Origin of the sequence: Streptomyces sp. NPDC091416 (assembly GCF_044756845.1) — a bacterium.
Taxonomy (GTDB): Bacteria; Actinomycetota; Actinomycetes; order Streptomycetales; family Streptomycetaceae; genus Streptomyces.
Window position 1 is genome coordinate 38,861 of sequence record NZ_JBIVTU010000013.1, and the last position, 23,319, is coordinate 62,179.

18 protein-coding genes are annotated in these 23,319 nt (G+C 71.7%); 10 read left to right on the plus strand and 8 right to left on the minus strand.

Features of this window, described 5'->3' with window-relative positions:
- From ACIQMX_RS31835 to ACIQMX_RS31855, 5 genes are all read left to right on the plus strand, one after another.
- Complete coding sequence (locus ACIQMX_RS31835; RefSeq protein ID WP_363076761.1) at window positions 1–858, plus strand: carbohydrate ABC transporter permease; 858 nt, start codon at window positions 1–3, stop codon at window positions 856–858.
- A 5-nt stretch (window positions 859–863) separates the two neighbouring features.
- The gene (locus ACIQMX_RS31840; protein ID WP_402483289.1) at window positions 864–1,943 is read left to right on the plus strand and encodes a glycosidase; all 1,080 of its coding nucleotides are present in this window, start codon (window positions 864–866) and stop codon (window positions 1,941–1,943) included.
- Window positions 1,940–3,202 (plus strand): Gfo/Idh/MocA family protein, encoded by a 1,263-nt coding sequence (locus tag ACIQMX_RS31845; protein ID WP_402483291.1) that lies wholly within the window; start codon window positions 1,940–1,942, stop codon window positions 3,200–3,202. The genes ACIQMX_RS31840 and ACIQMX_RS31845 overlap by 4 nt, the downstream gene beginning before the upstream one ends.
- A complete protein-coding gene (locus tag ACIQMX_RS31850) occupies window positions 3,199–4,767 on the plus strand; it encodes a glycoside hydrolase family 13 protein (RefSeq protein ID WP_402483293.1) in 1,569 nt (522 codons plus the stop codon). Before ACIQMX_RS31845 ends, ACIQMX_RS31850 begins: the two co-directional genes overlap by 4 nt.
- 91 nt (window positions 4,768–4,858) lie before the next feature.
- Entirely contained in the window at window positions 4,859–6,247 is a 1,389-nt protein-coding gene (locus ACIQMX_RS31855; RefSeq protein WP_363076769.1) for a phosphomannomutase/phosphoglucomutase, read from the plus strand.
- Window positions 6,248–6,476: 229 nt separating this feature from the next.
- Here ACIQMX_RS31855 and ACIQMX_RS31860 read toward each other — a convergent pair whose 3' ends face one another.
- The 4 genes from ACIQMX_RS31860 to ACIQMX_RS31875 form a co-directional block, all read right to left on the minus strand.
- Window positions 6,477–7,907 carry a cellulase family glycosylhydrolase gene (locus ACIQMX_RS31860; protein ID WP_402483296.1) on the minus strand — a complete coding sequence of 477 codons (1,431 nt, stop codon included), beginning with the start codon at window positions 7,905–7,907 and terminating at the stop codon, window positions 6,477–6,479.
- A 783-nt stretch (window positions 7,908–8,690) separates the two neighbouring features.
- The gene (locus ACIQMX_RS31865) at window positions 8,691–9,449 is read right to left on the minus strand and encodes an SDR family NAD(P)-dependent oxidoreductase (RefSeq protein ID WP_402483299.1); all 759 of its coding nucleotides are present in this window, start codon (window positions 9,447–9,449) and stop codon (window positions 8,691–8,693) included.
- A gap of 47 nt (window positions 9,450–9,496) precedes the next feature.
- Entirely contained in the window at window positions 9,497–10,831 is a 1,335-nt protein-coding gene (locus ACIQMX_RS31870; RefSeq protein ID WP_402483302.1) for an MFS transporter, read from the minus strand.
- Between the two features lie 120 nt (window positions 10,832–10,951).
- Window positions 10,952–11,536 (minus strand): TetR/AcrR family transcriptional regulator, encoded by a 585-nt coding sequence (locus ACIQMX_RS31875; RefSeq protein WP_402483305.1) that lies wholly within the window; start codon window positions 11,534–11,536, stop codon window positions 10,952–10,954.
- A 474-nt stretch (window positions 11,537–12,010) separates the two neighbouring features.
- On the opposite strand from ACIQMX_RS31875, the gene ACIQMX_RS31880 reads away from it, so the two are divergent.
- Complete coding sequence (locus tag ACIQMX_RS31880) at window positions 12,011–12,973, plus strand: glycoside hydrolase family 11 protein (RefSeq protein WP_402483308.1); 963 nt, start codon at window positions 12,011–12,013, stop codon at window positions 12,971–12,973.
- Window positions 12,974–13,063: 90 nt separating this feature from the next.
- The gene (locus tag ACIQMX_RS31885) at window positions 13,064–14,059 is read left to right on the plus strand and encodes a polysaccharide deacetylase family protein (RefSeq protein WP_402483311.1); all 996 of its coding nucleotides are present in this window, start codon (window positions 13,064–13,066) and stop codon (window positions 14,057–14,059) included.
- A 195-nt stretch (window positions 14,060–14,254) separates the two neighbouring features.
- On the opposite strand, the gene ACIQMX_RS31890 is transcribed toward ACIQMX_RS31885, so the two are convergent.
- Window positions 14,255–15,730 carry a flavin-containing monooxygenase gene (locus ACIQMX_RS31890; RefSeq protein WP_402483314.1) on the minus strand — a complete coding sequence of 492 codons (1,476 nt, stop codon included), beginning with the start codon at window positions 15,728–15,730 and terminating at the stop codon, window positions 14,255–14,257.
- Between the two features lie 474 nt (window positions 15,731–16,204).
- Here ACIQMX_RS31890 and ACIQMX_RS31895 point away from each other — a divergent pair, with 474 nt between their 5' ends.
- Both ACIQMX_RS31895 and ACIQMX_RS31900 read left to right on the plus strand, forming a co-directional pair.
- Window positions 16,205–17,404, plus strand: a complete 1,200-nt coding sequence (locus ACIQMX_RS31895) for an MFS transporter (RefSeq protein WP_363076787.1) — start codon at window positions 16,205–16,207, stop codon at window positions 17,402–17,404.
- A gap of 365 nt (window positions 17,405–17,769) precedes the next feature.
- Complete coding sequence (locus ACIQMX_RS31900; RefSeq protein ID WP_402483317.1) at window positions 17,770–19,485, plus strand: PP2C family protein-serine/threonine phosphatase; 1,716 nt, start codon at window positions 17,770–17,772, stop codon at window positions 19,483–19,485.
- Between the two features lie 51 nt (window positions 19,486–19,536).
- Here the strand turns inward: ACIQMX_RS31900 and ACIQMX_RS31905 are convergent, their stop codons facing one another.
- The gene (locus ACIQMX_RS31905) at window positions 19,537–20,340 is read right to left on the minus strand and encodes an NAD(P)H-binding protein (protein ID WP_402483320.1); all 804 of its coding nucleotides are present in this window, start codon (window positions 20,338–20,340) and stop codon (window positions 19,537–19,539) included.
- 63 nt (window positions 20,341–20,403) lie between these two features.
- Between ACIQMX_RS31905 and ACIQMX_RS31910 the strand changes: the two genes are divergently transcribed.
- Window positions 20,404–21,090, plus strand: coding sequence for a helix-turn-helix domain-containing protein (locus tag ACIQMX_RS31910; protein WP_402483323.1), 687 nt, complete (start codon window positions 20,404–20,406; stop codon window positions 21,088–21,090).
- A gap of 139 nt (window positions 21,091–21,229) precedes the next feature.
- Here the strand turns inward: ACIQMX_RS31910 and ACIQMX_RS31915 are convergent, their stop codons facing one another.
- A complete protein-coding gene (locus ACIQMX_RS31915; protein WP_402483326.1) occupies window positions 21,230–21,991 on the minus strand; it encodes a maleylpyruvate isomerase family mycothiol-dependent enzyme in 762 nt (253 codons plus the stop codon).
- 423 nt (window positions 21,992–22,414) lie between these two features.
- Window positions 22,415–23,188 (minus strand): GTP pyrophosphokinase family protein, encoded by a 774-nt coding sequence (locus ACIQMX_RS31920; protein WP_363076797.1) that lies wholly within the window; start codon window positions 23,186–23,188, stop codon window positions 22,415–22,417.
- Window positions 23,189–23,319: the final 131 nt, after the last annotated feature.

The following is a 23,319-nucleotide window of genomic DNA, read 5'->3' on the forward strand; positions in this document are numbered from 1 at the left end:
ATGAGCGCCACCGCACCCGGCCCCGCACGCCGCCTGTCCGCCGGCAGCGCCGTCCGCTACGTCCTGCTGTCGCTCGGCGCCGTGGCCTTCCTGTTCCCCTTCTACTACATGATCGTCGGCTCGCTGCGCGGGAAGACGGTCGGTGACCTGTCCGCCGCGGTTCCGTCCGGCCTGACCGGTGGCAACTACACGGCGGTCAACAGCGCGATCTCGCTCGGCCGGTCCCTGCTCAACTCGGGGATCATGACGATCGGCGTCCTGGTCTGCACGCTCGTGTTCGGGGTGCTCGCCGGCTACGCGCTGGCCCAGCTCCGCTTCCGAGGCAAGGGCGCGGTCTTCGCGGCCCTGCTCCTCGTCCAGATGATCCCCTTCCAGCTCCTCACCCTGCCGCTGTACGTCCTGGTCGTCCGCGACTACGGTCTCGGCGACAACTACTTCGGGATGATCCTGCCGTTCGCGATCAACTCGACGGCCGTCTTCCTGTTCCGCCAGTTCTTCGCCCAGATGCCCCAGTCCCTCTTCGAGGCGGCCCGCATCGACGGCGCGAGCGAACTGCGCATCCTGTGGCGGATCGCGCTGCCGATGGCCCGGCCCGCCGTGCTGACCGCGCTCCTGCTGACGTTCATCGGGCCGTGGAACGAGTTCCTGTGGCCCTTCCTCGTCACCAAGGACGCCGACATGCAGCCGCTGGCCGTCTCGCTGGCGAGCTTCCTCTCCAACCTCCAGGGCACGGTCTCCAACCCGGCCGGTGCCCTGCTGGCCGGCGCGTGTGTGCTGGCCCTCCCCGCGGTGGTCCTGTTCCTGCTGTTCCAGCGCCACTTCACCTCTACCGACATCGACTCCGGAGTAAAGGGCTAATCGCCATGAGCAACACCACCGTCGCCACCCACATCCCCTACCGCATGGTGCGCAAGGGCGTGGTCATGTCCCCGCTGGCCGGCGAGGCGAACGAGGTCGAAGGTGTCCTGAACCCCGCCTCCGGCCGCACCCCGGACGGCAGGCTGCACCTGCTGCCGCGCCTGGTCGCCGAGGGCAACGTCTCGCGCGTCGGCCTCGCCGAGGTCACCTTCGACGAGGCGGGCCTGCCCAACGGCGTCGAGCGCCGCGGCACCGTCCTCTCGCCCGACGAGGGCTGGGAGCGGGGCAAGAACAACGCCGGCGTCGAGGACCCCCGCATCACCTGGGTCCCGTCCCTCGGCAAGCACGTGATGAGCTACGTCGCCTACGGCCCGCTCGGCCCGAAGCCCGCGCTCGCCGTCTCGGAGAACCTCACCGACTGGACCCGTCTCGGCCCGATCCAGTTCGCGTACCAGCCGGACCTGGACACCGACCTCAACCTCTTCCCGAACAAGGACGTCGTCCACTTCCCCGAGCCGGTCCCCGGCCCGGACGGCGAGATGGCGTACGCGATGCTGCACCGCCCGATGTGGGACCTCGGCTGGTTCCGCCCGGGCGAGGGCGTGCACCTGCCCGCCGGTGTCACCGACGAGCGCCCCGGCATCTGGATCAGCTACGTACCCGTCGCCGAGGTCCGGGCCGACATCAGCGCCCTGACCCGCCCGCGCGACCACCGTCTGCTGGCCCTGTCCGAGTTCCCCTGGGAGTCCCTGAAGATCGGCGGCGGTCCCGCCCCCATCCGCGTCCCCGAGGGCTGGCTGCTGATCCACCACGGTGTGTCCGGCCACATCGAGAACCCGTGGGAGCAGAACCAGGACGTGTCGTACGCGGCCGGCGCGATGATCCTCGACGCGGCCGACCCGTCTCGGGTCATCGCCCGCTCCGACAAGCCGCTGATGGCGCCGGAGACCGAGGAGGAGATCTCGGGCACGGTTCCGAACGTCGTCTTCCCGACGGCCATCGAGGAGATCGACGGCGAGCTGTACGTGTTCTACGGCATGGCCGACGCACACATCGGCGTCGCCCTCCTGGAGCGCACGGCGTGAGTGACGGCGCCCTCGGTGTCGGCCTGGTCGGCTGCGGAGGTTTCGCGGAGTTCGTCCTGGACGCGGTGGCCGGCCTGCCGGGTCTGCGCCTGGCGGCGGTCGCCGACCCGTCGCCGGGCCGCGCGGACCGGCTCGGCGCGCGGCACGGCGTCCCGGCGCTCGGCTCGCTCGACGACCTCCTCGCACGGGACGACGTGGCGGCCGTACTGATCGCCACGCCGCCCGCCACCCACGCCGCGATGGCCACCGCCGCGCTGCGTGCGGGACGCCACGTCTTCTGCGAGAAGCCGCTCGCCACCACGACCGAGGACGCCTCGGCGGTCGCCCACGAGGCGCGGCTCGCCGGGCGCGCCCTGGTCGTGGACCACGTGCTGCGCTACAACCCGCTGCTGCGGGCCGTACGGCACCTGACCGAACGGGGACTGCTCGCGCCCCCGCGCCGGTTCCTGTTCGAGAACGACGCCTCCGACGAGGACCTGGGCCCCGGCCACTGGTTCTGGGACCCGGCGCACAGCGGCGGCATCTTCGTGGAGCACGGCGTCCACTTCTTCGACGCCGCCCGCACGCTGCTCGGCTCCGACCCGCTCAGTGTGCGGGCCACCGCCGTCGGCCGCCCCGGCGGCCCGGTCGACATGGTCAGCGCCGACGTCGTCCACCCGGGCGGCGTGCTCGCCTCGCACCTGCACTCCTTCACCCACGCCCATCGCGCCGAGCGGCAGCTCATGCGCCTGGACCACGGGTTCGCGGAGACGCGGATCAGCGGCTGGATCCCCGTACACGGGGAGATCACGGCGTGGGCCGACGAGACGGACGCCCAGGCATGGGAGGAACTCCCTTCCCTCCAGCATGACTTGCTGGCCGTCGAGGGATTCCGTCCGCACGGCGGCGAACGGATCACCGTCCACGTCGAACGGAACGCCGGCCCCGCCGCCCCGGCCCGCGGCCGGGGCGAGGAGCGCACGGTGCCGCACCGCGTCACCGCCGTCCTCGACCTCGGCGGGGAGGCGAACAAGCCCTACGTGTACGCCCAGAGCGTGCGCGCGGCCATGGCCGACCTGGTGCGGGCGGCCCGTGAGGGCACGCCTCCGGTGGCGGACGCGGTGAGCGGCTTCGCCGCGGTCGCGGTCGCCGAGGCGGCCACCGTCGCCGCCGCGACCGGCCGGGAACAGAGCGTCCTCGCGCCCGGAGCGGCCCTGCCGGGCCTCGGCCCGGACCTCACCGGATACGACCCTGACCTTCCCGAAGGAGCACGCGCATGAGCTGGTGGCAGGACATGGTCTGCTACGAGGTCCACCCGCGCGCCTTCGCCGACTCGGACGGCGACGGCACGGGCGACCTGCCGGGACTGACCGCGCGCCTGGAGCACATCCGGGACCTGGGCGCGGACGCCGTGTGGTGCACCCCGTTCTACCCGTCGCCGCTGGCCGACGGCGGCTATGACATCGCCGACTACACGGGCGTCGCCGCCGACCTGGGAACCGACGCCGACGCCGCCCGGCTGACCGCCCGCGCCCACGAGCTGGGCCTCAAGCTCATCGTCGACCTCGTCCCGAACCACACCTCCGACCGGCACCCGTGGTTCCTCGACGCCCTCGCGGCCGGGCCGGGCACGGCGGAGCGGGAGATGTACCTCTTCCGGACCGGCCGGGGCGCGGACGGTGAACTCCCGCCCAACGACTGGCAGTCGGCGTTCGGCGGCCCGGCCTGGACACGCGTCGCGGACGGCGAGTGGTACTGCCATCTGCACGCCCCCGAGCAGCCCGATCTGAACTGGCGCAACCCCAAGGTCCGCGACGCCTTCACCGACGTCCTGCGCCACTGGCTCGACCGGGGCGTGGACGGTTTCCGCGTGGACGTGGCGCACGCCCTGTTCAAGGCGGAGGGTCTGCCCGACGCGGGCCCCGCCCAGCACGCCGACCCCCTGCGCAACCACCTGATGCCGTACTACGACCAGGAGGAACTGCACCCGCTCTACCGCGAGTGGCGGGCGCTGCTCGACACCCATCCCGCGCCGCCGGGCGCCGTCGCCCCGCGTGAGCGGGTGATGGTGGCGGAGTCGGCGGTCTTCGACCCGGCGCGGCTGGCCCGCTACATCCGGCCAGACGAGATGCATCAGGCCTTCAACTTCGCCTTCCTGGAGGCGGCGTGGGACCCGGCGGAGCTGCGCGGGGTCATCGACGGCTCGTTCGCCGTGCCGGGTGCCGCCGTCACGTGGCTGCTCTCCAGCCACGACGCGGTCCGCCCCGTCACGCGGTACGGCTCCCTCGCCCGCGCCCGCGCGGCCGCGCTGCTGATGCTGGCGCTGCCCGGATCGGCGTACCTCTACCAGGGCGAGGAACTGGGACTGCCGCAGGCCGACGTGCCCGTCGACCGCATCCGCGACCCGCTGTGGGAACGCTCCGGCCACACGGACCGCGGCCGCGACGGTGCTCGCGTGCCCCTTCCGTGGTCCGGCGACCGGGCACCGTACGGCTTCACCGCGGCGGCCCCCGGGGACACGTGGCTGCCGCAGCCCGGGGACTGGGCCGGCCTCACCGTCGCCGCACAGCACCTGGACCCCCGCTCCACGCTCGCCCTGTACCGGGCGGCCCTACGGCTGCGCCGCGCTCATCCGGCACCGGACCCGGCGGCCCCGCCCACCTGGCTCTCGGCCCCGGACGCACCCGTCCTGGCCTTCCGGCGCGGGCAGCTGACCTGCGCCGTCAACCTGGGCTCCGGGCCCGTACGCCTGGCCGAACTCGGTCTGCGAGGCAGCCCGCTGCTGAGCAGCGGCCCGCTGGACGGCGACACGCTGCCACCCGACACGGCCGTCTGGCTCTCCTAGCGGCGCCTGGCAAGCCGCCCTCCCGCCGCCCTTCCGTCCCACCTCAACCCGCCCCGCCCCGCCCCGCCCCGCCCCGCCCAAGGAGACACCGATGACGACGCCCGCGACCGACGCGAAGCCGCGCACCGACCTGTCCGGACTCGTCAAGGCGTACGACGTGCGGGGCGTGGTCCCCGACCAGTGGGACGAGTCGACGGCTGAGCTGTTCGGCGCCGCGTTCGTCCGGGTCACGCGGGCGGAGGCGATCGTGACGGGCCACGACATGCGGCCCTCCTCCCCCGGCCTGGCCCGGGCCTTCGCCCGCGGCGCCACCGCCCAGGGCGCCGATGTCACCGAGATCGGCCTCTGCTCGACGGACCAGCTCTACTACGCCTCCGGATCGCTCTCGCTGCCCGGCGCGATGTTCACCGCATCGCACAACCCTGCGCAGTACAACGGCATCAAGCTGTGCCGTGCCGGCGCCGAGCCGGTGGGCCAGGACACCGGTCTCACCGAGATCCGCACCCTGGTCGAGCAGTGGTCGGACCACGGGGCCCCGGTCCCCGCCGGCCGCACGGGTTCCGTCACCGCGCAGGACACCCTGGCCGGGTATGCCGCCTGTCTGCACTCCCTCGTCGACCTGTCGGCGATCCGCCCGCTGAAGGTCGTGGTGGACGCGGGCAACGGCATGGGCGGACACACCGTGCCCACGGTCCTCGCCGGTCTGCCGCTGACCGTCGTGCCCATGTACTTCGAGCTCGACGGCACGTTCCCGCATCACGAGGCCAACCCGCTGGAGCCCGCCAACATCGTCGATCTGCAGGCCCGCGTCCGCGCCGAAGGCGCCGACCTCGGGCTCGCCTTCGACGGCGACGCCGACCGCTGCTTCGTCGTCGACGAGAACGGCGCCCCGGTCTCGCCGTCCGCCATCACGGCCCTGGTCGCCTCGCGTGAACTGGCCCGGCACCCCGGCGCCACGGTCATCCACAACCTCATCACCTCCCGTGCGGTGCCCGAGGTGATCCGCGAAGCGGGCGGGACCCCGGTCCGTACCCGCGTCGGCCACTCCTTCATCAAGGCCGAGATGGCCCGCTCCGGCGCCGTCTTCGGCGGCGAGCACTCCGCGCACTACTACTTCCGCGACTTCTGGAACGCGGACACCGGCATGCTGGCCGCCCTCCACGTCCTCGCCGCCCTCGGCACCCAGGACGGCCCGCTGTCCGCGCTGACCGGCCGCTTCGAGCGCTACGCGGCGTCCGGCGAGATCAACTCCACCGTCACCGACCCGGCCGGTCGCACCGCCGCCGTACGCGCGGCCTGGGCGGCCCGCCCGGACACGACGGTCGACGACCTGGACGGGATGACGGTCAGCGGTCCGGACTGGTGGTTCAACCTCCGGCCGTCCAACACGGAACCGCTGCTGCGGCTCAATGTGGAAGCGGTGAGCGAGCCGCTGATGCATGCCGTGCGGGACGAGGTACTGGCGACGGTCCGCGGCTGAGCCGTCCTCGGGCTCGACACCGCGCGGACGCCGCCCGGCGCCTCGCCCCCGATGCTCAGTGGCAGCCCGTCTCAAGGGAGTTCGGGCTGCCACTGCGCTCCGCTCTCAGGATTCTTGAGCGGGCGGGCCGTTCTGCCGGCCCGACGACCGGCTACCGGATCCGCGCGAGAGACCGTCCGCCCGCCCCGGCGCACGGGAACGGGGGAGGGAGCCCCCCGCACGCGCGCTGTCAGCTGTCGGCGCCACTGCCCGGGACGACGCAGGACCGGTTGTCCTCCCAGCCCCACCCGTCACCATCGGGGTCGGACGAGCTGCCGTGGACGCAGTACGGGTACCCGTTGGGCGCCGTACCGCCCCCGGTCCCGCCGCCGTCGGCGCCGCTGCCCGGGACGACGCAGGACCGGCTGTCCTCCCAGCCCCACCCGTCACCATCGGGGTCGGACGAGCTGCCGTGGACGCAGTACGGGTACCCGTTGGGCGCCGTGCCGCCGCCGGTCCCGCCGCCGTCGGCGCCGCTGCCCGGGACGACACAGGACCGGTTGTCCTCCCAGCCCCACCCGTCACCATCGGGATCGGACGAACTGCCGTGGACGCAGTACGGGTACCCGTTGGGCGCCGTGCCGCCCCCGCCGCCCGGCTCGCCACCGCCGCCGTAGACGGTGGCGGTCACGGAGGTGGCGGCGATGCCGTTGGCGCCGTTGATGAAGCGGTTGCCCCAGTTCGTCAGGGAGTTCGCGTCGAAGCCGTTGGCCATGTCGAGGTACTCGACGCCGCTGCCGTTGCCGCTCCAGGACCAGCCGATGTAACCCACACCCAGGGACTGCGCGGTCGCCATGATGGCGTCCTCGTCCGGATTGCCGTCACTGTGCTGGTCCCCGAACTCACCCACGACGATGGGCAGTTTGTTGTCGGTGAAGTGGTGCAGGTAGTCCTGCACCTCGGCGGCGGTGTCGTACACGCCGTACATGTGGATCGAGAAGACGGTGTTGCGGTCGGGGTCGGAGGCGAAGACCGAGGCCGCGTTGTCCCGCATCGTCCCGGACCAGTCCTGGCCCCAGTTGGGGGCGTCCACCATCAGGGCGTGGTCGATGCCGGCGTTCCGCAGCTTGCTGATCGCGCTCTTGGTCGCACCGGTCCAGGCCGCGGCGTTCGTATTGCCGTACGGCTCGTTGCCGATGTTGACGACGACGTAGTCCTCCTGGCCCGCCAGCGCGCTCTTCACGCCGATCCAGTAGTCGGCGGCCTTGTCCAGGGTGGTGGCGGCGCCGTCCTCGCCGTAGCCGGTGGTGTCGTGCACCTCCAGCACGCAGATGACCTCGGCGGCCTTGCACTGGCCGATGAGGGCGGAGACCTGCGAGGCGCTGGTCTTCGTCCACCGGTCGCCACTGCTGAGGACGACGCGGACGGTGTTGGCGCCCTTGGCCGCTATGTCGGCGATGGCGGTCGTCTGCTCCGGATACCAGGTGTAGGCGTGGTTGATGCCGCGCATGACGAACGCGTTCCCGTTCGCCTCGACCACCCGTCCGTCACTGACACGGATGCCGGTGGGCGCGGCCTCGGCCGCGCCGACGGAAGGGCCGGCGAGCGAGCCCAGCAGGCCCAGGGCGGCGGCGAACGCCATGCCCGCCGTGGTGATCAGGGTGCTTCTCGGCTTTCGCATTTCTCTCCTCGGATACCCATGCGGGTGGGGTGGGGTGCGGGAAGGAGCACGGAGCGGGACGACGTCACCGGGCGGGCAGCGCCTCGTGACAACGATGTCCGACGATCGCTCGGCCCCTGCGGGCACGCTGGGTGAGCGCCGCACGCACGTCGGCGGGAGTGTCGCCGAAGGCAGGCTTCGCGGGCGTCGTGAGGGTGGGGGCGGTGCCGGACAACTGACGTCGGCCGACTGCGACTTCGGCCGGATGCGGCTCGAACGGGTCGTCGCCACACCATGAGGCACCGGGCGTTACGACCCTGTCAAGAGCGAGTTCACGATCCGCCCACCTCGCATGTCGTGACTCACAAAACTAAACCGCTAAACCCCCTGGCCAGCCCAGAGGTGACTCATCGGGCAGTCATTCACCAGCAAAAACAGAAGCAGCGCGACTGATTGACAGCCACACGACACGCCCCTACGTTCCTCCTCGATAAACCGGTACAGGGCCGGAGTCCAGTGCGCCGAGCCGCAGCATCCGGCCCCGTCCACCCGCCGTTTCCTCCGGACGAAAGAGACGCCGTGCGCAGTCACGCCCCACACCCGGACCAAGGCGTCACCGGACCTCGGTATGCCCGTTCCCGGCCGCTCCGGCGGGCACCCGTCCACCGCAGGCCGCGGCGCGAGGCCCTGAACCCGCAGAGGCCGGGCACCTTCCCGTCCGGACCGCCGGCACGCGGCGCTCCCGGAGACGTACGCCCCGGGAGCGCCGGCGGGCGACGGTCCGCCCGCCGGTGGCCCGTCCCGTCAGGCCGAGGCCCCGCTGTCGACGACCAGGTCGGTGCCAACCACCGCGCCGGCCGCGGGCGAGGCGAGATACAGCACCGCGGCCGCCACTTCCGCGGCCTCCGCGAGCCGGCCGAGCGGATTCTCCGTCTTCACCCGCTCGGCCCGGTCGGCCTCGGTCTCACCGGGACGCAGCGACATGGGGGCGGCGGAGGCGCCGGGACTGACCGCGTTGATGCGGATGCCCTGGTGGATGTGGTCGAGCGCGGCGGCGCGGGTCAGCGCGGAGACCGCCGCCTTCGAGGTGATGTACGCGGCGGCGTTGGGGATCCTCAGGTGTGCGCCCAGATTGGAGGAGATGTTGACGATGGTGCCGCCACCGTTCTCCTTCATATGGGCGATCTCGTGCTTCATGGCCAGCCAGACGCCGGTCACATTGGTCCGCAGCACGGCGTTCCAGTCCTCCTCGCTCACCTCGCCGACGGGTACGGCGCCGCGGAGTATGCCGGCGTTGTTGACCGCGATGTCCAGTGCGCCGAAGCGGGTGACGGTCTCGCGTACGAGGTTCTGGAGCCGGCCGGAGTCGGTGACGTCGACGGTCACCGCGGCCGCCGTGCCGCCGGCCGTCTCGATGAGGCCGACCGTCTCGTCCAGGGAGGCCGCGGTGCGCCCCGCCGCGACCACGGATGCGCCTTCGGCGGCGAAGGCGAGCGCGATGGCGCGGCCCAGGCCGGAGCCCGCGCCGGTGACGAGGACGGTCCTGCCGGTGAAGCGGTTCATTTCGACGACTCCCTGGTTGAAGGGTTTTATTGGGTACTGGGTGCTGGTTACTGGGTGCGGTGGTTCGAGAGGCCCACGGCGACGAGGACGGTCCCTGTCGCAGCCAGGGCGGCGGCGTCGTTGCCGAGCGCGAGCAGGACGGTGAGGAGAACGGTCGGGCCGCACTCCATCGCGGTGTTCAGCACGCCGCCCGCGAGCCCGGTCTGCTCCTGCGGTACGCCGTCGGTGGCGAGGACGGAGGCGCCGGCGAAGGAGGCCGCGGTACCGGCCGGCAGCAGCACGAGGCCCGGCAGCAACCCGTACGTGTAGCCGGTGTGCGCGTCGAGCCCGGTGCACGCGAGGAGGATGAGCCCGGCCGCCCCCGTGCCGAGTCCGGCGGCCGTGACCGCGCGGGGCCCGTACCGCCCGATGAGCGGTCCCGCCGCCCGGCCCGAGGCGATCAGGGCGACGGCGAACGGTACGAAGGCGGCCGAGGTCTGCACCTGTGACCAGCCGCGCACCTGCTGGAGGTGGAGCGAGAGGACCACGAAGGTCATCGCCGTCCCGCAGGCGCTCGACGCGATGGCCGCGAGAGCGAGGGACCGCCGCCGGTCGAGCAGGAAGCGGGGAGGCAGCAGCGGGTCGCGGGCCCTGCCTTCGGCGTACCGGAACGCCGCCAGCAGCGCGGTCCCACCGAGCAGCGGGACGAGCACGCCGGCCGATGACCAGGGCCGGGCGTCGGTGACGACGAGCCCGTAACTGACGAGAGTGATCCCGGCGGTGGCGAGCACGGCGCCCGGCAGGTCGAGGCTCCTGCCCGGGTTCGGTGCGGTGTCCGGCAGCAGCCGCGGCGTCAGGGCGAGGGCGGCGAGGGCCACCACGAGCGGCAGGGCGAAGGTCCAACGCCAGGAAAGCAGCGCCGAGATGACCCCGGAGAACAGATTGCCGGCGGTCGCGCCGAGAACGGAGAGGCCGCCCCAGGTCGCCATCGCCTTGCCGTAGTCGGGCGGGAAGGGGAAGACGGCGCGCAGCACGGCCATGGCGGCCGGTGCGACGAGTGCCGCGCCCGCGCCCTGGGCGAAGCGCGCCGCGAGCAGGGCCCCGATACCGGGGGCGAGTGGGGCGGCGGCCGAGGAGACCGCGAAGAGCACCAGGCCCGCGGTGAGGGTGCGCCGCCCGCCGTAGCGGTCGGCCAGGCGTCCGCCGAGGAGCACCAGCCCGGCGAAGGTCAGCCCGTAAGCAGCGCTGAGCAGAATCAAGTCGGCGCGTTCCAGGCTCAGTTCGGTCCCGATGCGGGGCAGCGGAACGGCGATCGCGGCGAGCGTGAAGATCAACGCGGTCTGGACGACGCCGAGAAGCGCGAAGGCGTACCGGTACCGCATGGCGGCGCTCGCGGCGGTCATGTCTCCCCCTGATATTTGACCGAGCGTTCCATTATTTGACCACGCGCAAGGCGCACAAGGGACCACGAAGGCCCCCGGTGACACACCCGGGCCGCACCCGCGGACTCCGTCGAACGTGATTCAGTCCAGCAACGTCAGCGCCTGCTCGGCCGCGTCCCGCACCCGGGCCGGATCGTTCGACGCCTTGCCCACGACCCGGATGCCCTGCAGCAGAACGAGCAGCATGCGGGCCAGCGCACGCGGATCACGGTCCCCGGAGAGCTCACCCTGGGCCTGCGCCCGCACGAGCGCGGAGTGCAGCGGCACCTCCAGACGCTCCCAGCTGATCTCGACCCGGCGGGCCGCCGCGGGGTCGTGCGGGGCAAGCTCGGCCGCCGTATTGGTGACGAAGCAGCCGTTCAGCCGCTCCTGCGGCGCGGCCGCCTCCTCGGCGAAGCGGCGCACCACCGCCCGCACCGCGGGAAGGGCGGGGCCGGGCTGGGACAGCTCGGCCAGAAGGAGCGGGTCACGCATCTCGGCGTACCGGTCCATCGCCTTCAGATACAGCTCGTTCTTGCCGCCGAAGGTCGCGTAGATACTGGCGCGCCCGATACCGAGATGCTCGACGAGGTCCGCCACCGACGTCGCCTCGTAGCCGCGCCGCCAGAACAGCTCGAGGGCCGACTGCAGCGCGGCGTCCGGGTCGAATTCCTTGGTCCTGGCCACATCGAGGACCCTAGACCCATCTGGAACGATCGGTCAAATAACTCTGCGCTGCGGCCAGTGCACCGACCTTCCCGCCGGAGCGGCACACCGGTCGAGCGAGTTCGAAAGTTTCGAAGCAAGCCATGACTCACAATGGATCACTCATCCCACCACCGACAACAAGCAACACGTTCCATCCATTCGACTTGCCTCATGAACTGCGCATACATCACTCACACCCCCTCCCCGATGAGACCGAAGGTTTCGCAACACTTGCCGAAACTATTGACAGCTGTCAGGGGCAGACCAAGACTCCGTGATCGGGCCGGACATCGTCCGCCGACTGCCGAATGAGCCCAACCACGCGACAGATCCGCTGTGTTGGGGAAAGGAGGCAGGAGGCCGTCCGGTATCGCTCCGCCATCCCATCCTCTGGAGGACACCGACATGAGCGCACCCGTGCCATCGCCTCGCAGACGCAGACCAGGCCGCTTCATGACCCTGCTGAGAAGCTCCTGGGCGATCGCCCTGGCGGCGGTCGCCGTGCTGCTGCTGCCCAACGCCGCCAGCGCCGACACCGTCATCAACTCGAACCAGACGGGCACCAACAACGGTTACTACTACTCGCACTGGAGCGACGGCGGCGGCTCGGTGTCGATGACACTGGGCTCGGGCGGCACCTACGGCTACCAGTGGAGCAACGTCGGCAACTTCGTCGGCGGCAAGGGCTGGAGCACGGGCGGACGCAAGTCCGTGAACTACTCCGGCAGTTTCAACCCGTCGGGCAACGCCTACCTCGCACTCTACGGCTGGACCACCAGCCCGCTGGTCGAGTACTACGTCGTCGAGAACTTCGGCACGTACCGCCCCACCGGAACCTTCAAGGGGACGGTGACCAGCGACGGGGGCACCTACGACATCTACGAGACGACCCGGGTGAACCAGCCCTCGATCGAGGGCACCAAGACCTTCAAGCAGTACTGGAGCGTCCGCCAGTCGAAGCGGACGGGCGGCACCATCACCACGGGCAACCACTTCGACGCCTGGTCGAGCCACGGCATGAGCATGGGCTCCTTCAACTACATGATCATGGCGACCGAGGGCTACCAGAGCAGCGGCAACTCCAGCATCACCGTGAGCGAGGGCGGTTCCGGCGGCGGCACGGGCGGCGGCGGAACAGGTGGCGGCTCCGGAGGCTGCACCGCGACGCTCTCCGCGGGAGACAAGTGGAGCGATCGCTACAACCTCAACGTCTCGGTCTCCGGCGCCGCCAACTGGACCGTCACCATGAAGGTGCCCTCGCCCGAGAAGGTGCTGTCCACCTGGAACGTGAGCACGAGCTACCCGGACAGCCAGACCCTGGTGGCCAAGTCCAACGGCAGCGGCAACAGCTGGGGGGCGACCATCCAGACCAACGGCTCCTGGACCTGGCCCACAGTCACCTGCAACGCCAGCTGATCCCACCGGATCCGCAGCAACCCTCACCTTCACCACGCGTCCGGCCGCGCTCCCCCGGCGCGGCCGGACCTCCGCCACCAGGAGGACTCCATGCGTCTGTTCCCCCGCCGTCGCCCGGCCGCCCTGGCCGCCGGCCTCGCTCTCGCCGCGACGGCCTCCCTGGGCCTGACCGCCACGGCCGCCGCTCCCGCACAGGCCGCCGCCTGCAACGGCTACGTGGGCCTCACCTTCGACGACGGCCCGTCCAACGACCACACGCCCGCCCTGCTCAACGCTCTCCGGCAGAACGGCCTGCGGGCCACCATGTTCAACGAGGGCCAGTACGCCGCCTCCGCCCCGAGCCAGGTGCGGGCCCAGGTCAATGCCGGGATGTGGGTCGGCAATCACAGCTACACCCACCCCCATCTCATCCAGAAGAGCCAGGCCGAGATCGACTCCGAGGTCTCCCGGACCCAGCAGGCCATCGCCGACGCGGGCGGGGGAACGCCGAAGCTGTTCAGGCCGCCGTACGGCGAGACCAACTCCACCCTCAAGGCCGTCGAGGCCAAGTACGGACTGACGGAGGTGATCTGGGACGTCGACTCGCAGGACTGGAACGGTGCCGGCAGCGACGCGATCGTGCAGGCCGTGGGACGGCTCACCAACGGTCAGGTCATCCTGATGCACGAGTGGCCGGCCAACACCCTCGCCGCGATCCCGCGTATCGCTCAGTCACTCGCATCCCGCGGTCTGTGCTCAGGCATGATCTCGCCGCAGACCGGCCGGGCCGTCGCTCCCGACGGCAGCGCCGGCGGAGGCGGGACCGGTGGCGGCGGTACCGGCGGCTGCACCGCGACGCTCTCCGCCGGGCAGCAGTGGAGCGACCGCTACAACCTCAACGTCTCCGTCACCGGCGCCGCCGACTGGACCGTCACCATGAACGTCCCGGCCCCCGAGAAGATCCTCTCCACCTGGAACGTCAGCACCGCCTATCCCAGCGCCCAGGTCCTGACCGCGAGGCCCAACGGCAGTGGGAACACCTGGGGGGTGACGATTCAGACCAACGGATCCTGGACCTGGCCGACGGTGTCGTGCAGCACGGGCTGACCGTCCGAGGGTACGACAGCATTCCCGGGCGCGGTTGTACGGTGCAGGGTCCGCGGGCGAGGGAGCAGGCGGCAGGACCGGTCGGAACCTGTTCCCTCGCCCCGGGCCGCACAAGCCCGGGCGCACCGCTGCTCAAGGGCCGGGTTCCGCGTGTCCGCACCGGATCCGCCGAACCGGTCTGCGTGCCGCTCCCTTTCACTCCGTCGCATGCGAGCGCCGGCGCGACAGGCCCGCGTAGCGCCGTGCGATCGCTCCGGGGAGCAGGTACTCGGCCGGCAGGTTGCGGGCGCCGCGCGACCGCAGGCCCATGTCGTGCAGGAGTTCGTCCGCGCAATGGATGTCGTAGGGACCGAAGTCGTAGCCGCCGGAGCCCGGCAGGACCCGTTCCTGCCAGGCCAGTCGGGCGTCGATGGCCTCGCACATCTCCTGCTCGCCCGGGGTGGTGCGCAGCGTGGCACGGAAGTGCCGGGTCAGCCAGTGTGCGGTGAGTTCCATGCCCATGATGTTGTTGAAGACCTGCCGGAATCCGACGAACGCCAGCCGGTCGGCGCCGGGAGGAACGATGCCCCGGTAGAGCCTCAGCCGGCCCGCGGAATCGTGCACGCCCACGCCCACGCCCGGGTCCAGGAACGGGAACACTTTGTGGTGCCCGGTGGCGAACACGATGACGTCCGCGGGCAGTTCCTCGCCGGTCGCCAGGAGCAGTCCCTGGCCGGTGTATGCCGCGACGGCGCTGATCCTGGGGGCGATCGAGCCACGGCGGAGGGCCCGCGTGTAGCCGCGTGGCATCACTCCCGCGTGAACCAGGTGGAAGGGAAGCGCATGAGTGGGCCGCAGCCGCTTCGGCAGCCGGTACAGCCCGGCCGACAGGAGCATGTCGCGCGTGATGAGCCACCACAGAGCCCGCTTCACCCGCTCGTCGATGCGGTCGATCGGACGGATGCAGGCCGGGTCGTGGTAGCGGGGCAGGAGCGCCTCGCCGAGCCGGGTGAACAGGATCCACTTGTAGCCGACCAGCCCGAGCAGAAGCCGCTCGGGAATCATCCAGTTCACCTTGCGCTGCACGATCGTGGCCGAGGCCGCCTCACGTGCGGCCCTGGTGACCAGGTCCAACGCGGACTTGCCGCCACCCACGACGACCACGCGCCGGCCGGTGAACGTCCCGGCCCGCACCTCGTTGGAGTGCAGCACAGTCCCGTGGAACGACTCCCGCCCGGGCAGCTCGGGTACCCGGGCGTGGTGGTGGGCCCCGCTGGCGACCACCACGTAGTCGAATGCTTCGCGGTGGACCTCCGCCGACTCGTCCCCGGCCGGCCGGGAGCCGATCAACCAGCCGGAGGAGCCCGTCCGCCCGGGACCGTCCACGGGCCGGATGGAGATCACCTCGGTGCCGGGCCGGACGCGGTCCAGCACGCCAAAGGTCCTGGCGTAGTCCTCCAGGTACCGTTGCGTGTCCACCGCCCCCGCGAAGTGGAGGCTGTTGGGCAGATCAGCGAACTCGAAGATGCGAAGCGCGGACTGACTGGCCAGCCCGTCGTAGCAGCCTTCCGCTGACCAGATCCCACCCACCTGCTGGTACTTGTCGAAGACCGTGACGTCGAAGCCGTTCTCCAGCAGCACCTTGGCGGTGACGATTCCCCCGGGTCCCGCTCCGACGACGCAGGCTCTCATCAGCAGCCACTCTCCTGGACGATCGGCGCAGCCGGCTCCCTCATCATCCCGGATACGGCCCCTCGTGCCCACCCCCCGGCCGGGTGAGCCGGGGCCGCCTCCGCTCACCTCCCGATACCTCCAACTACACTGATTTCAGAGCTACTTGGTACAGGGCTTCCGGCAAGGGCGACGAGTCGGGCACCGAGTCCCGCGCCCCCGGGGACCACATGACGTCAGCGGCACCGCCGCTGCCGCGCACCGCGCCCCAGCCTCCCCGAGGAGCACGTGGACCGCGGCCGTCACCAAGGCGCTCACCGGCGCGCTGCGGCTCGGCGCCGTCCCGGCCCGGACCGGTGTCCCGAGCCGACGGCATCACCTGCCCGGACAGCCCGGCTGCTTCCCGTACGCACCGGTCCGAGGGCATAGGGTCGGCCTTCCGCCACGGCGTGCGCCTCCCGGCGGAGCAAGGCGTCGACTCATGAGGGACTATTCGTGAACATCGGTGGGCAACGCGGTGCGATCGCCGCGGTGCAGGTGCTCGGCCTCGCTGTGTGGTTCTCCATGTCGGCGGTGGTGCCCAGCCTCCGGCACGACTGGGGACTCACGGCCGGCGGTGCGGTGTGGCTGACGGCCTCCGTGCAGATCGGATTCGTCGCCGGGGCCGTCGCATCGGCGACCCTCAATCTGGCCGACCGCATTCCGCCTCAGCGTCTGCTCGCCGCCAGTGCCGCGGCAGCAGCCGCCTGCACCGTAGTGCTGGCCCTGCTCGCCGACCAGCTGGCCGTCGCCGTCCCGCTGCGCTTCATGACCGGAATGTTCCTCGCCGGGGTCTACCCCACCGGCATGAAACTCATGGTCTCGTGGGCCGGGAGTGCCGGACGGGGCAGGACCATGGGCGTCCTCATCGCCGCCCTCACCCTGGGCTCCACGCTCCCCCATCTGATCGCCGGGGTGGGATCGCTGCGCTGGCGCCATGTGCTGCTCGCCGCCGCGGCAGCCGGTTTCGTGGGTTCCCTCATCGCGCTGCTCCTGGTCCGCCCCGGCCCCTACGCAGCGAAGTCGGCACCTGCCCGCAATCCCAGGTACGCGCTGAACATGTTCACGGAACGCGGGCCACGACTGGCGAACCTCGGATACTTCGGGCACATGTGGGAGCTCTACGCCCTGTGGACATGGATCCCGACCTACCTCCTGGCGACCTCCGCCTCCCAGGAGCTTCCCGGCTCGGTGGAGATCACGGTGTTCCTCACCATGGGAATCGGCGGAGCCGCGGGTTGCCTGCTCGGCGGCTGGGGCGCCGACCGCTTCGGCCGCCCACCCGCCGCCATGGCGGCTCTGCTTCTCAGCGGCCTGTGCTGCCTGGTCTCCCCGTTCTTCTTCCATGCCTCCTCGCTGCTCCTGTTCGCCTTCTGCGCGCTGTGGGGTGCGGCAGTGATCGCGGACTCGGGCGTGTTCTCGACCTCCCTGAGCGAGGTCGCCGACCACCGCTACATCGGAACGGCCCTCACCGCCCAGACCGCCATCGGATTCGCCCTGACCGTGGTCACCATCCAGCTCACCCCGCTGCTGGCCGAGGCCATCGGCTGGCGATACGCCTTCCTCCTCCTGGCACCCGGTCCGCTGGCCGGCGCCCTCGCCATGTACGCCTTCGGCAGGAGCGCCGCCGTCGCGGCTCCGCAGAGAAGTCCCTGAGGTTCGGCGAGCCTGCGCGATCCGGAGCCGGGTGCGGCGCCCGCGCCGATACGCAGCGACGCGTGAACGCGGACGGGCGGCCCGTGGCGATCGGCTCGTGGACGGAGCCGGAGAGCACGAAGCCGATGACCCCGCCCTCGCCGTTTCCCGTCCGAGGCCGGAAAGGCAGGCCCTCCGGCCCGCAGCCTCCTCCCCCACCCGCACCGGACCCCGGTGAAGGGCCGGCCTGCCGGCAGCGCCCGCCCGGCGCCGCGACCCGGGCGTGACCGCCACCCGGCCCACACCGGCTGGCGGGCCCCGCCGCTGGGCTCGATGCTGTTCCCGGCACCGTCGGTATCCCCGTTCCGAGAAGGGCCCCTTTGCGCATGGACGACCCCTCTCCTCCGGGCAGCGTGCGCTCCCGCCTGGAACTACAGGCGATCCAGGAGCTGTTGGAGTCCCAACGGCGCCGGGTCACGGCCCTCGCCAACCGCGACCGGACCGATTCCCCCGCCGCCGCACATCCGGCCGCGCCGCCCGCCCCGCTCCCGCCCTCCGGCCAGGAAGTTCTCGACGCCCTCCCCGTACCGGCCCTGCTGCTGAGCCCCGTCCTCGGCGAGGACGGCGAGCTTCGGGACGCCCGCTACCTGAGCCACAACCCCTTGGCCCGCGCCGACGCGGTCTCCCGGTTCCCCCAGGGCTCCGCTCCTCCATGGACCTCGCCGGCCCTGCTGCTCGAACGCTTCCCCGGCCTGGCCCGTACGGCGGTCCCCCGCATGCTCGCCGACACCCTCCGCCTGGGTACTCCACAGGGGCCCGAAACGGTGCAGTGGCTGGTGTGCACGGACGCGGGACCGGTACGGATCAACGACGAGGTCCGTGTCGCCCTCTGCGGTGACCACTTCCTGCTGACCTGGGAACGCGGCAACCGGCTCCGCATGGCGGCCGCCGCCCAGCAGCTGGTCCGCACGTGCTGGGCGGAGTGGAATCTCAGCGACGACGGCGTCGAGCCCTCCCGGGGCTTTCGCCACATGCTCGGCCTGGCCGACGACGCCGCCCTGCCCGGCCTCTTCGACCTGGCCGCCGCGGCGATGCCGGACAGCCTGCCCGCCCTCTACCAGACGCTGTACGACGTCATCCTGCGCAAGCGCACCGCCGAGTGCGAACTGCGCCTGCGCGGCCGCGGCAACCGTGTGTTCCGCATGGTCGCCGAGCCCGTACGCGTCGCTCCCGGCAGCCTGGTGTGGGCCTTGCGGGCCGTCCTCATCGACGTCACCACGGACCGGCGGCGGCGCGAGGCGGCACAGCGCTCCGCTCTCGAGGCGCATCGCGAGCACGAGCGCGCCGACGCCGTGGCGGCAGTCGCCGACACCCTGCGCGAAGCGGTGCTGCCCCACTTCCAGGACGAGCTGGACGCCTACGGCCTCGAAGCAGCGGCCGTCTACCGCCCCGACGCCCGCGGGGCCGGAGTCGGCGGGGACTGGTACAAGGCCCGCAAACTTCCCGACGGCCGCCTCCTGATCGCGCTGGGCGACGCCCGCGGACACGGACTGGAAGCGGTCACCCTGATGGCCAAGATGAGGTACGCGCTGGGCGGCCTGGCGTACACGGAGGAACCCGTCGAACGGCTGACGCACTGGCTCAACGAGGTGGCCTGCGCCGACGGCAGCGAGTCCACCGCCACCGCGATCATCGCCCGCTACCACCCCGAACGCGCACTGCTCCGCTGGACCTGCGCCGGGCACCCGCGCCCCGTCCTGGTACGCGACGGCCGCGCCACCCAGCTGCCGACACCCGACGACGGCCCCGGCCTCTCGCTGGGTGTCCTGCCCGGCACCGACTACACGGCCACCAACACACCGCTGGAGGTCGGCGACATCGTCCTGATGTACTCGGACGGCCTCACCGAACGCCGGCCGAGCGATCCGGACCAGGACACCCGACGCTTCCTCGAAGCAACGGAACGCTGCTTCGAGGAAGCCGCTCCCGGCGCCGGCCACGCCGGACTCCAGGACTACATCGAACGGCTCGTGGCCCGGCTGGACGGCCCCCACCGCACCGACGACGCCACCCTCCTGGCCCTGCGCCGCATCGGCACGTGACGCGGGTCGGCGCACACCGGCGCGCCACGAGAGCCCGGCGGCGGCAGTGGGTCACGGCATTGCCTCGAACGCCTCCCGGTGATCGCGTGCCCACCGCTCGAACGTCCCCGCCGGCCGGCCGAGCACCTGCGGGACATGGTCGGTGACGTAGGCCGCACCGCCGGCCCGCGCCCAGCCGATGCCCGTGCTCACCCCGGCCGGCAACCGGTCGGACGCATGCGTGTCCGTGATCCTGACCGGCCGTTCCAGCACACCCTCCAGGATCGCCGCCTGCTCCGCGAACGTCAGCAGCTCCGGCCCGGTCAGGTCGTACCGCTGCCCGTCGTGCGCATGGCCGGTCATGGCGGCTACCGCGAAAGCGGCCACGTCCCTCGGGTCGACGATGGCCTGCCGGGAGTCGCCGGCCAGGTTCGGGATCGGCTGTCCGGCTTGGATCAGCGCCCGGAACCACAAGAAGTTCGAGGCGAAGCTCGGCGGGCGAAGCATCGTCCACACGAGCCCGCTGGCCTCGATCGCCTCCTCCGCGGCCAAGTGCCACGCTCCGACGGTCTTCCCGTCGAACCGCTCGCCGCTGCCGATGGCGGACAGCTTGACGATCTTACGGACGCCTGCCGCCCGCGCGGCCGCGACCAGGGCGATGTCGTGGTCCGCCGTCGGGGCGGGGGGCACGGTCAGGAGGAAGACGGTGTCGACGTCGGCCACTGCGCGCGCCAGCGACGCCGGGTCGTCGAAGTCGGCCCGCACCCAGCCGGCCCGCTCGCGTCGGGACATCGCCCGGAAGGGCAGGCCCCGCTCGGTGAGCAGGCGGACGACGTGACTACCGATGGTGCCGGTGGCACCCGTAACAAGGATCATGTCTCCACGATGACCTCGCTCCCGTACCTCCTGATAGGAAGTTTCGGCACTATCGTGGGCCGCGTGAATTCCCTCTTCGTGCCTCCTGCCCTTGTGCGGTGGGTGGCCGGGATCGATGTCGCCACCGCGGGTACTTCGGCGGCGGTCGATGTGCCCGATCACGCCACCACGCTTCTCCTGCGTACCGACAGGCGCGAGCTGGTGGTCATGGGACCCCGCACCCGGGCCGCTTATCACGTCGCCGCGCCCGGCCACTCGTGTGTGCGGGTCCGCATGCGGCCGGGGCGGGCCGGGACCCTGCTCGGACGTTCACTGAACGGTCTCGCCGACGGTGTCCTGCCGCTGCGTGAACTGCCGGGCCTGGACATCGGCCGGCTCGCCGCCGACCCGGTGGCCGCGCTCGAAAAGGCACTGGCCGACCGTCCCGAGCCGTCGGACCGGCTCGAAGAGGCGGCGCGCCTGCTGACCGGCACCACGGTCACCGCGACCGCGGCCCGGTTGCACGTCAGTGAGCGCCGCCTGCATGCCCTGTTCACCGACGCCACCGGCTTGTCCCCCAAGCACTTCGCCCGCATCGACCGCGTGCGCACCGTACTCGCGGCCGACGCGGGCCGATGGGCGGACATCGCCGCGACGGCCGGCTACTACGACCAGTCCCACATGACGGCCGAGTTCCGCCGCTTCATGGGTGTCCCGCCGGCCGCGTTCACAGCGGGCCGGCGGCCCGCCGCGACCGCGTGCACCGCCTGAGTCCCGGGACGCGGCTGTACGCCGCAGGACTCCCGGTGCTCGCGGAGCGTCGCGCCCCAGGCTTGCCGAGCCCCGTTCCTCTTCTCCGCCGGGGCACCCGCGCCCCTGCGGCACTCCCGTCCGCCGACGGCACTGACCGCTACTCCTCGGGCTCCCAGGCGATCAGCCGCTCGAACACCTGCCGGTCGCCCTCGATCTTCAGGTCGCTCATCGTGAGGCGGCCCCAGACGAAGAGCAGCAGCTGCTCGGCCGTGCCCGTGGCCGAAACGGTCGCGGGTGCGGCGTCGTCCGGGAGAGGTGCGGGCCAGGCTCCGGTGCCGTCCAGCGCGAGAAGCCAGGAGCGGCCCTCGGTGGCGTGGTAGCGGACGGTGGCGGCCTCGTACGGCCAGGCAGCCGGGGTGGAGTTGCAGGTGTCGAGGAACTCGGCCACACCGTCGAGCGCGACGTGCGCCGGCATCGGCTGCACAGCGCCTGCGGCGAGCTGGGCGTCGTAGGTGTGCACCAGCACCTCGTGCACCCGGCGCCGGGCGACGCCCCGGGCATTCGACGGCGACACACCGGCGCGCCACCACGTCCAGCACGCACGCTCCGGGCCGGCCTCGCGCAACGCACTCAGCAGCAGCTCGTTGGATTCGGCGTACCAGGCGAGCAGCGCGTCGAGCTCGCGCGGCGCCTCCGCGGCATCCTTGGCCGGCGGAGCCTCCGCCGGGCCCGCGGCGACGACCGCGGCCCACCAGCGCTGGCCCGTACCCAGGTGCTGCACCAGATCGGACAACGTCCACCTGGGGCAGGACGGCACCGGCGCGTCAAGGCTGGGCGCGGCGGCGACCGCGTCCCGGAACGCGGCCGACCGTTCGTCGATCAGTTGCAGCAGGTCGGAATACTCAAGGCTCTCTGTCACCTCGCTTACCTATCACCCCGGCTCAGCCGACCGCACCCCGGTTTCCGGGCCCTCGGCTGCGGGTTCCTGAGCACGGGTCGTAGCCATATCCCCTTCCTGGACGACTCGTTGGACGAGTCACGGTGGGGGGGAAGGGAAACGGTCCTCCGTGGAGGGTGCCGGATGAGCCGAGGGGCGGATCGAGCCGTTGCTGCCGGACGGGAAGCGACATCCGCGCGATCCCGGGCACGGCCCACGTCGTACCGACCGCCACGGTTGCCGGCCTCGCCCGTGCCGTGGCTGAGGTCGCGCCCGGGCGCGGCCCCGGTCCCGACCTCGCGGGCGCAGAACGGAGGCGTCGGACCTCACGGGTCGCCTCAGCAGGAAGGATGTGGTGTTCGTTTCGCGCCGTCGGATGTGGTGATCGCTTCTCGCCTGCGGACGTCAGCCCGCCGACGGCCCCTCGGGCGCGTCGCCCGAGCGGGCGCTCTCCCACAGCCGCATCAGCAACTGCTCCTCCACGTCCGGCGCGGCATCCTCGAAACGCTCACCCCCGCGCACCTCCGTGTGCAGCTCCTCCATCCGATGGTCGAGCTGCTCGGCAAGGTGCGCGGCCTCGGTCAGGCTGGCGACGAGGCCGGGCGGCACCTGGCCCTCGTACTTGTAATAGATCTTGTGCTCCAGGCTGGCCCAGAAGTCCATGGCGATCGTCCGGATCTGCACCTCCACGGTCACGGGGACCGGGCCCGTGCTGAGGAACACCGGAATCTCGATGAGCGCGTGCAGACTCTTGTACCCGTTGGGCTTCGGGGCGGCGATGTAGTCCTTGACCTGGAGCACCCGCACATCGTCCTGCGAGATGAGCGCCTCCAGGACCTGGTACGTGTCGGCGATGAAGCTGCACGTGATCCGCACTCCGGCGATGTCCAGGATATTGGCCCGGATCGCCTCAGGCGTGGGAGCGAGGTTGAGGCGTGCCACCTTCCGCAGGATGCTCCCGGTGGACTTGACCCGGGAGCCGACGTGCTCGATCGGGTTGTACCGGTGCAGGTGCAGGAATTCCCTGCGCAGGATCGACACCTTGGTCAGCACCTCGTCGACGGCGAACGCGTACTCCATCTCGATGCGCTGGAAGTCCTTGCGCATCCGGCGCGCGAACGCCACGTCCTCGGACACGCGCGGCCCCCCGCCCGGTCCCTGCATCGGATGGTCGGCCACGAGGGCTGCTCCTCTCCCGGTCACCAGGCGTGGACCGGCCTCACCGGGCGGGCAGCTGATCGTGGACGCCCGATCCCATGCTCGCACCGGCGAAAGGGCCCGGCGACCTGCGGGGGAACCTCGCACGCATT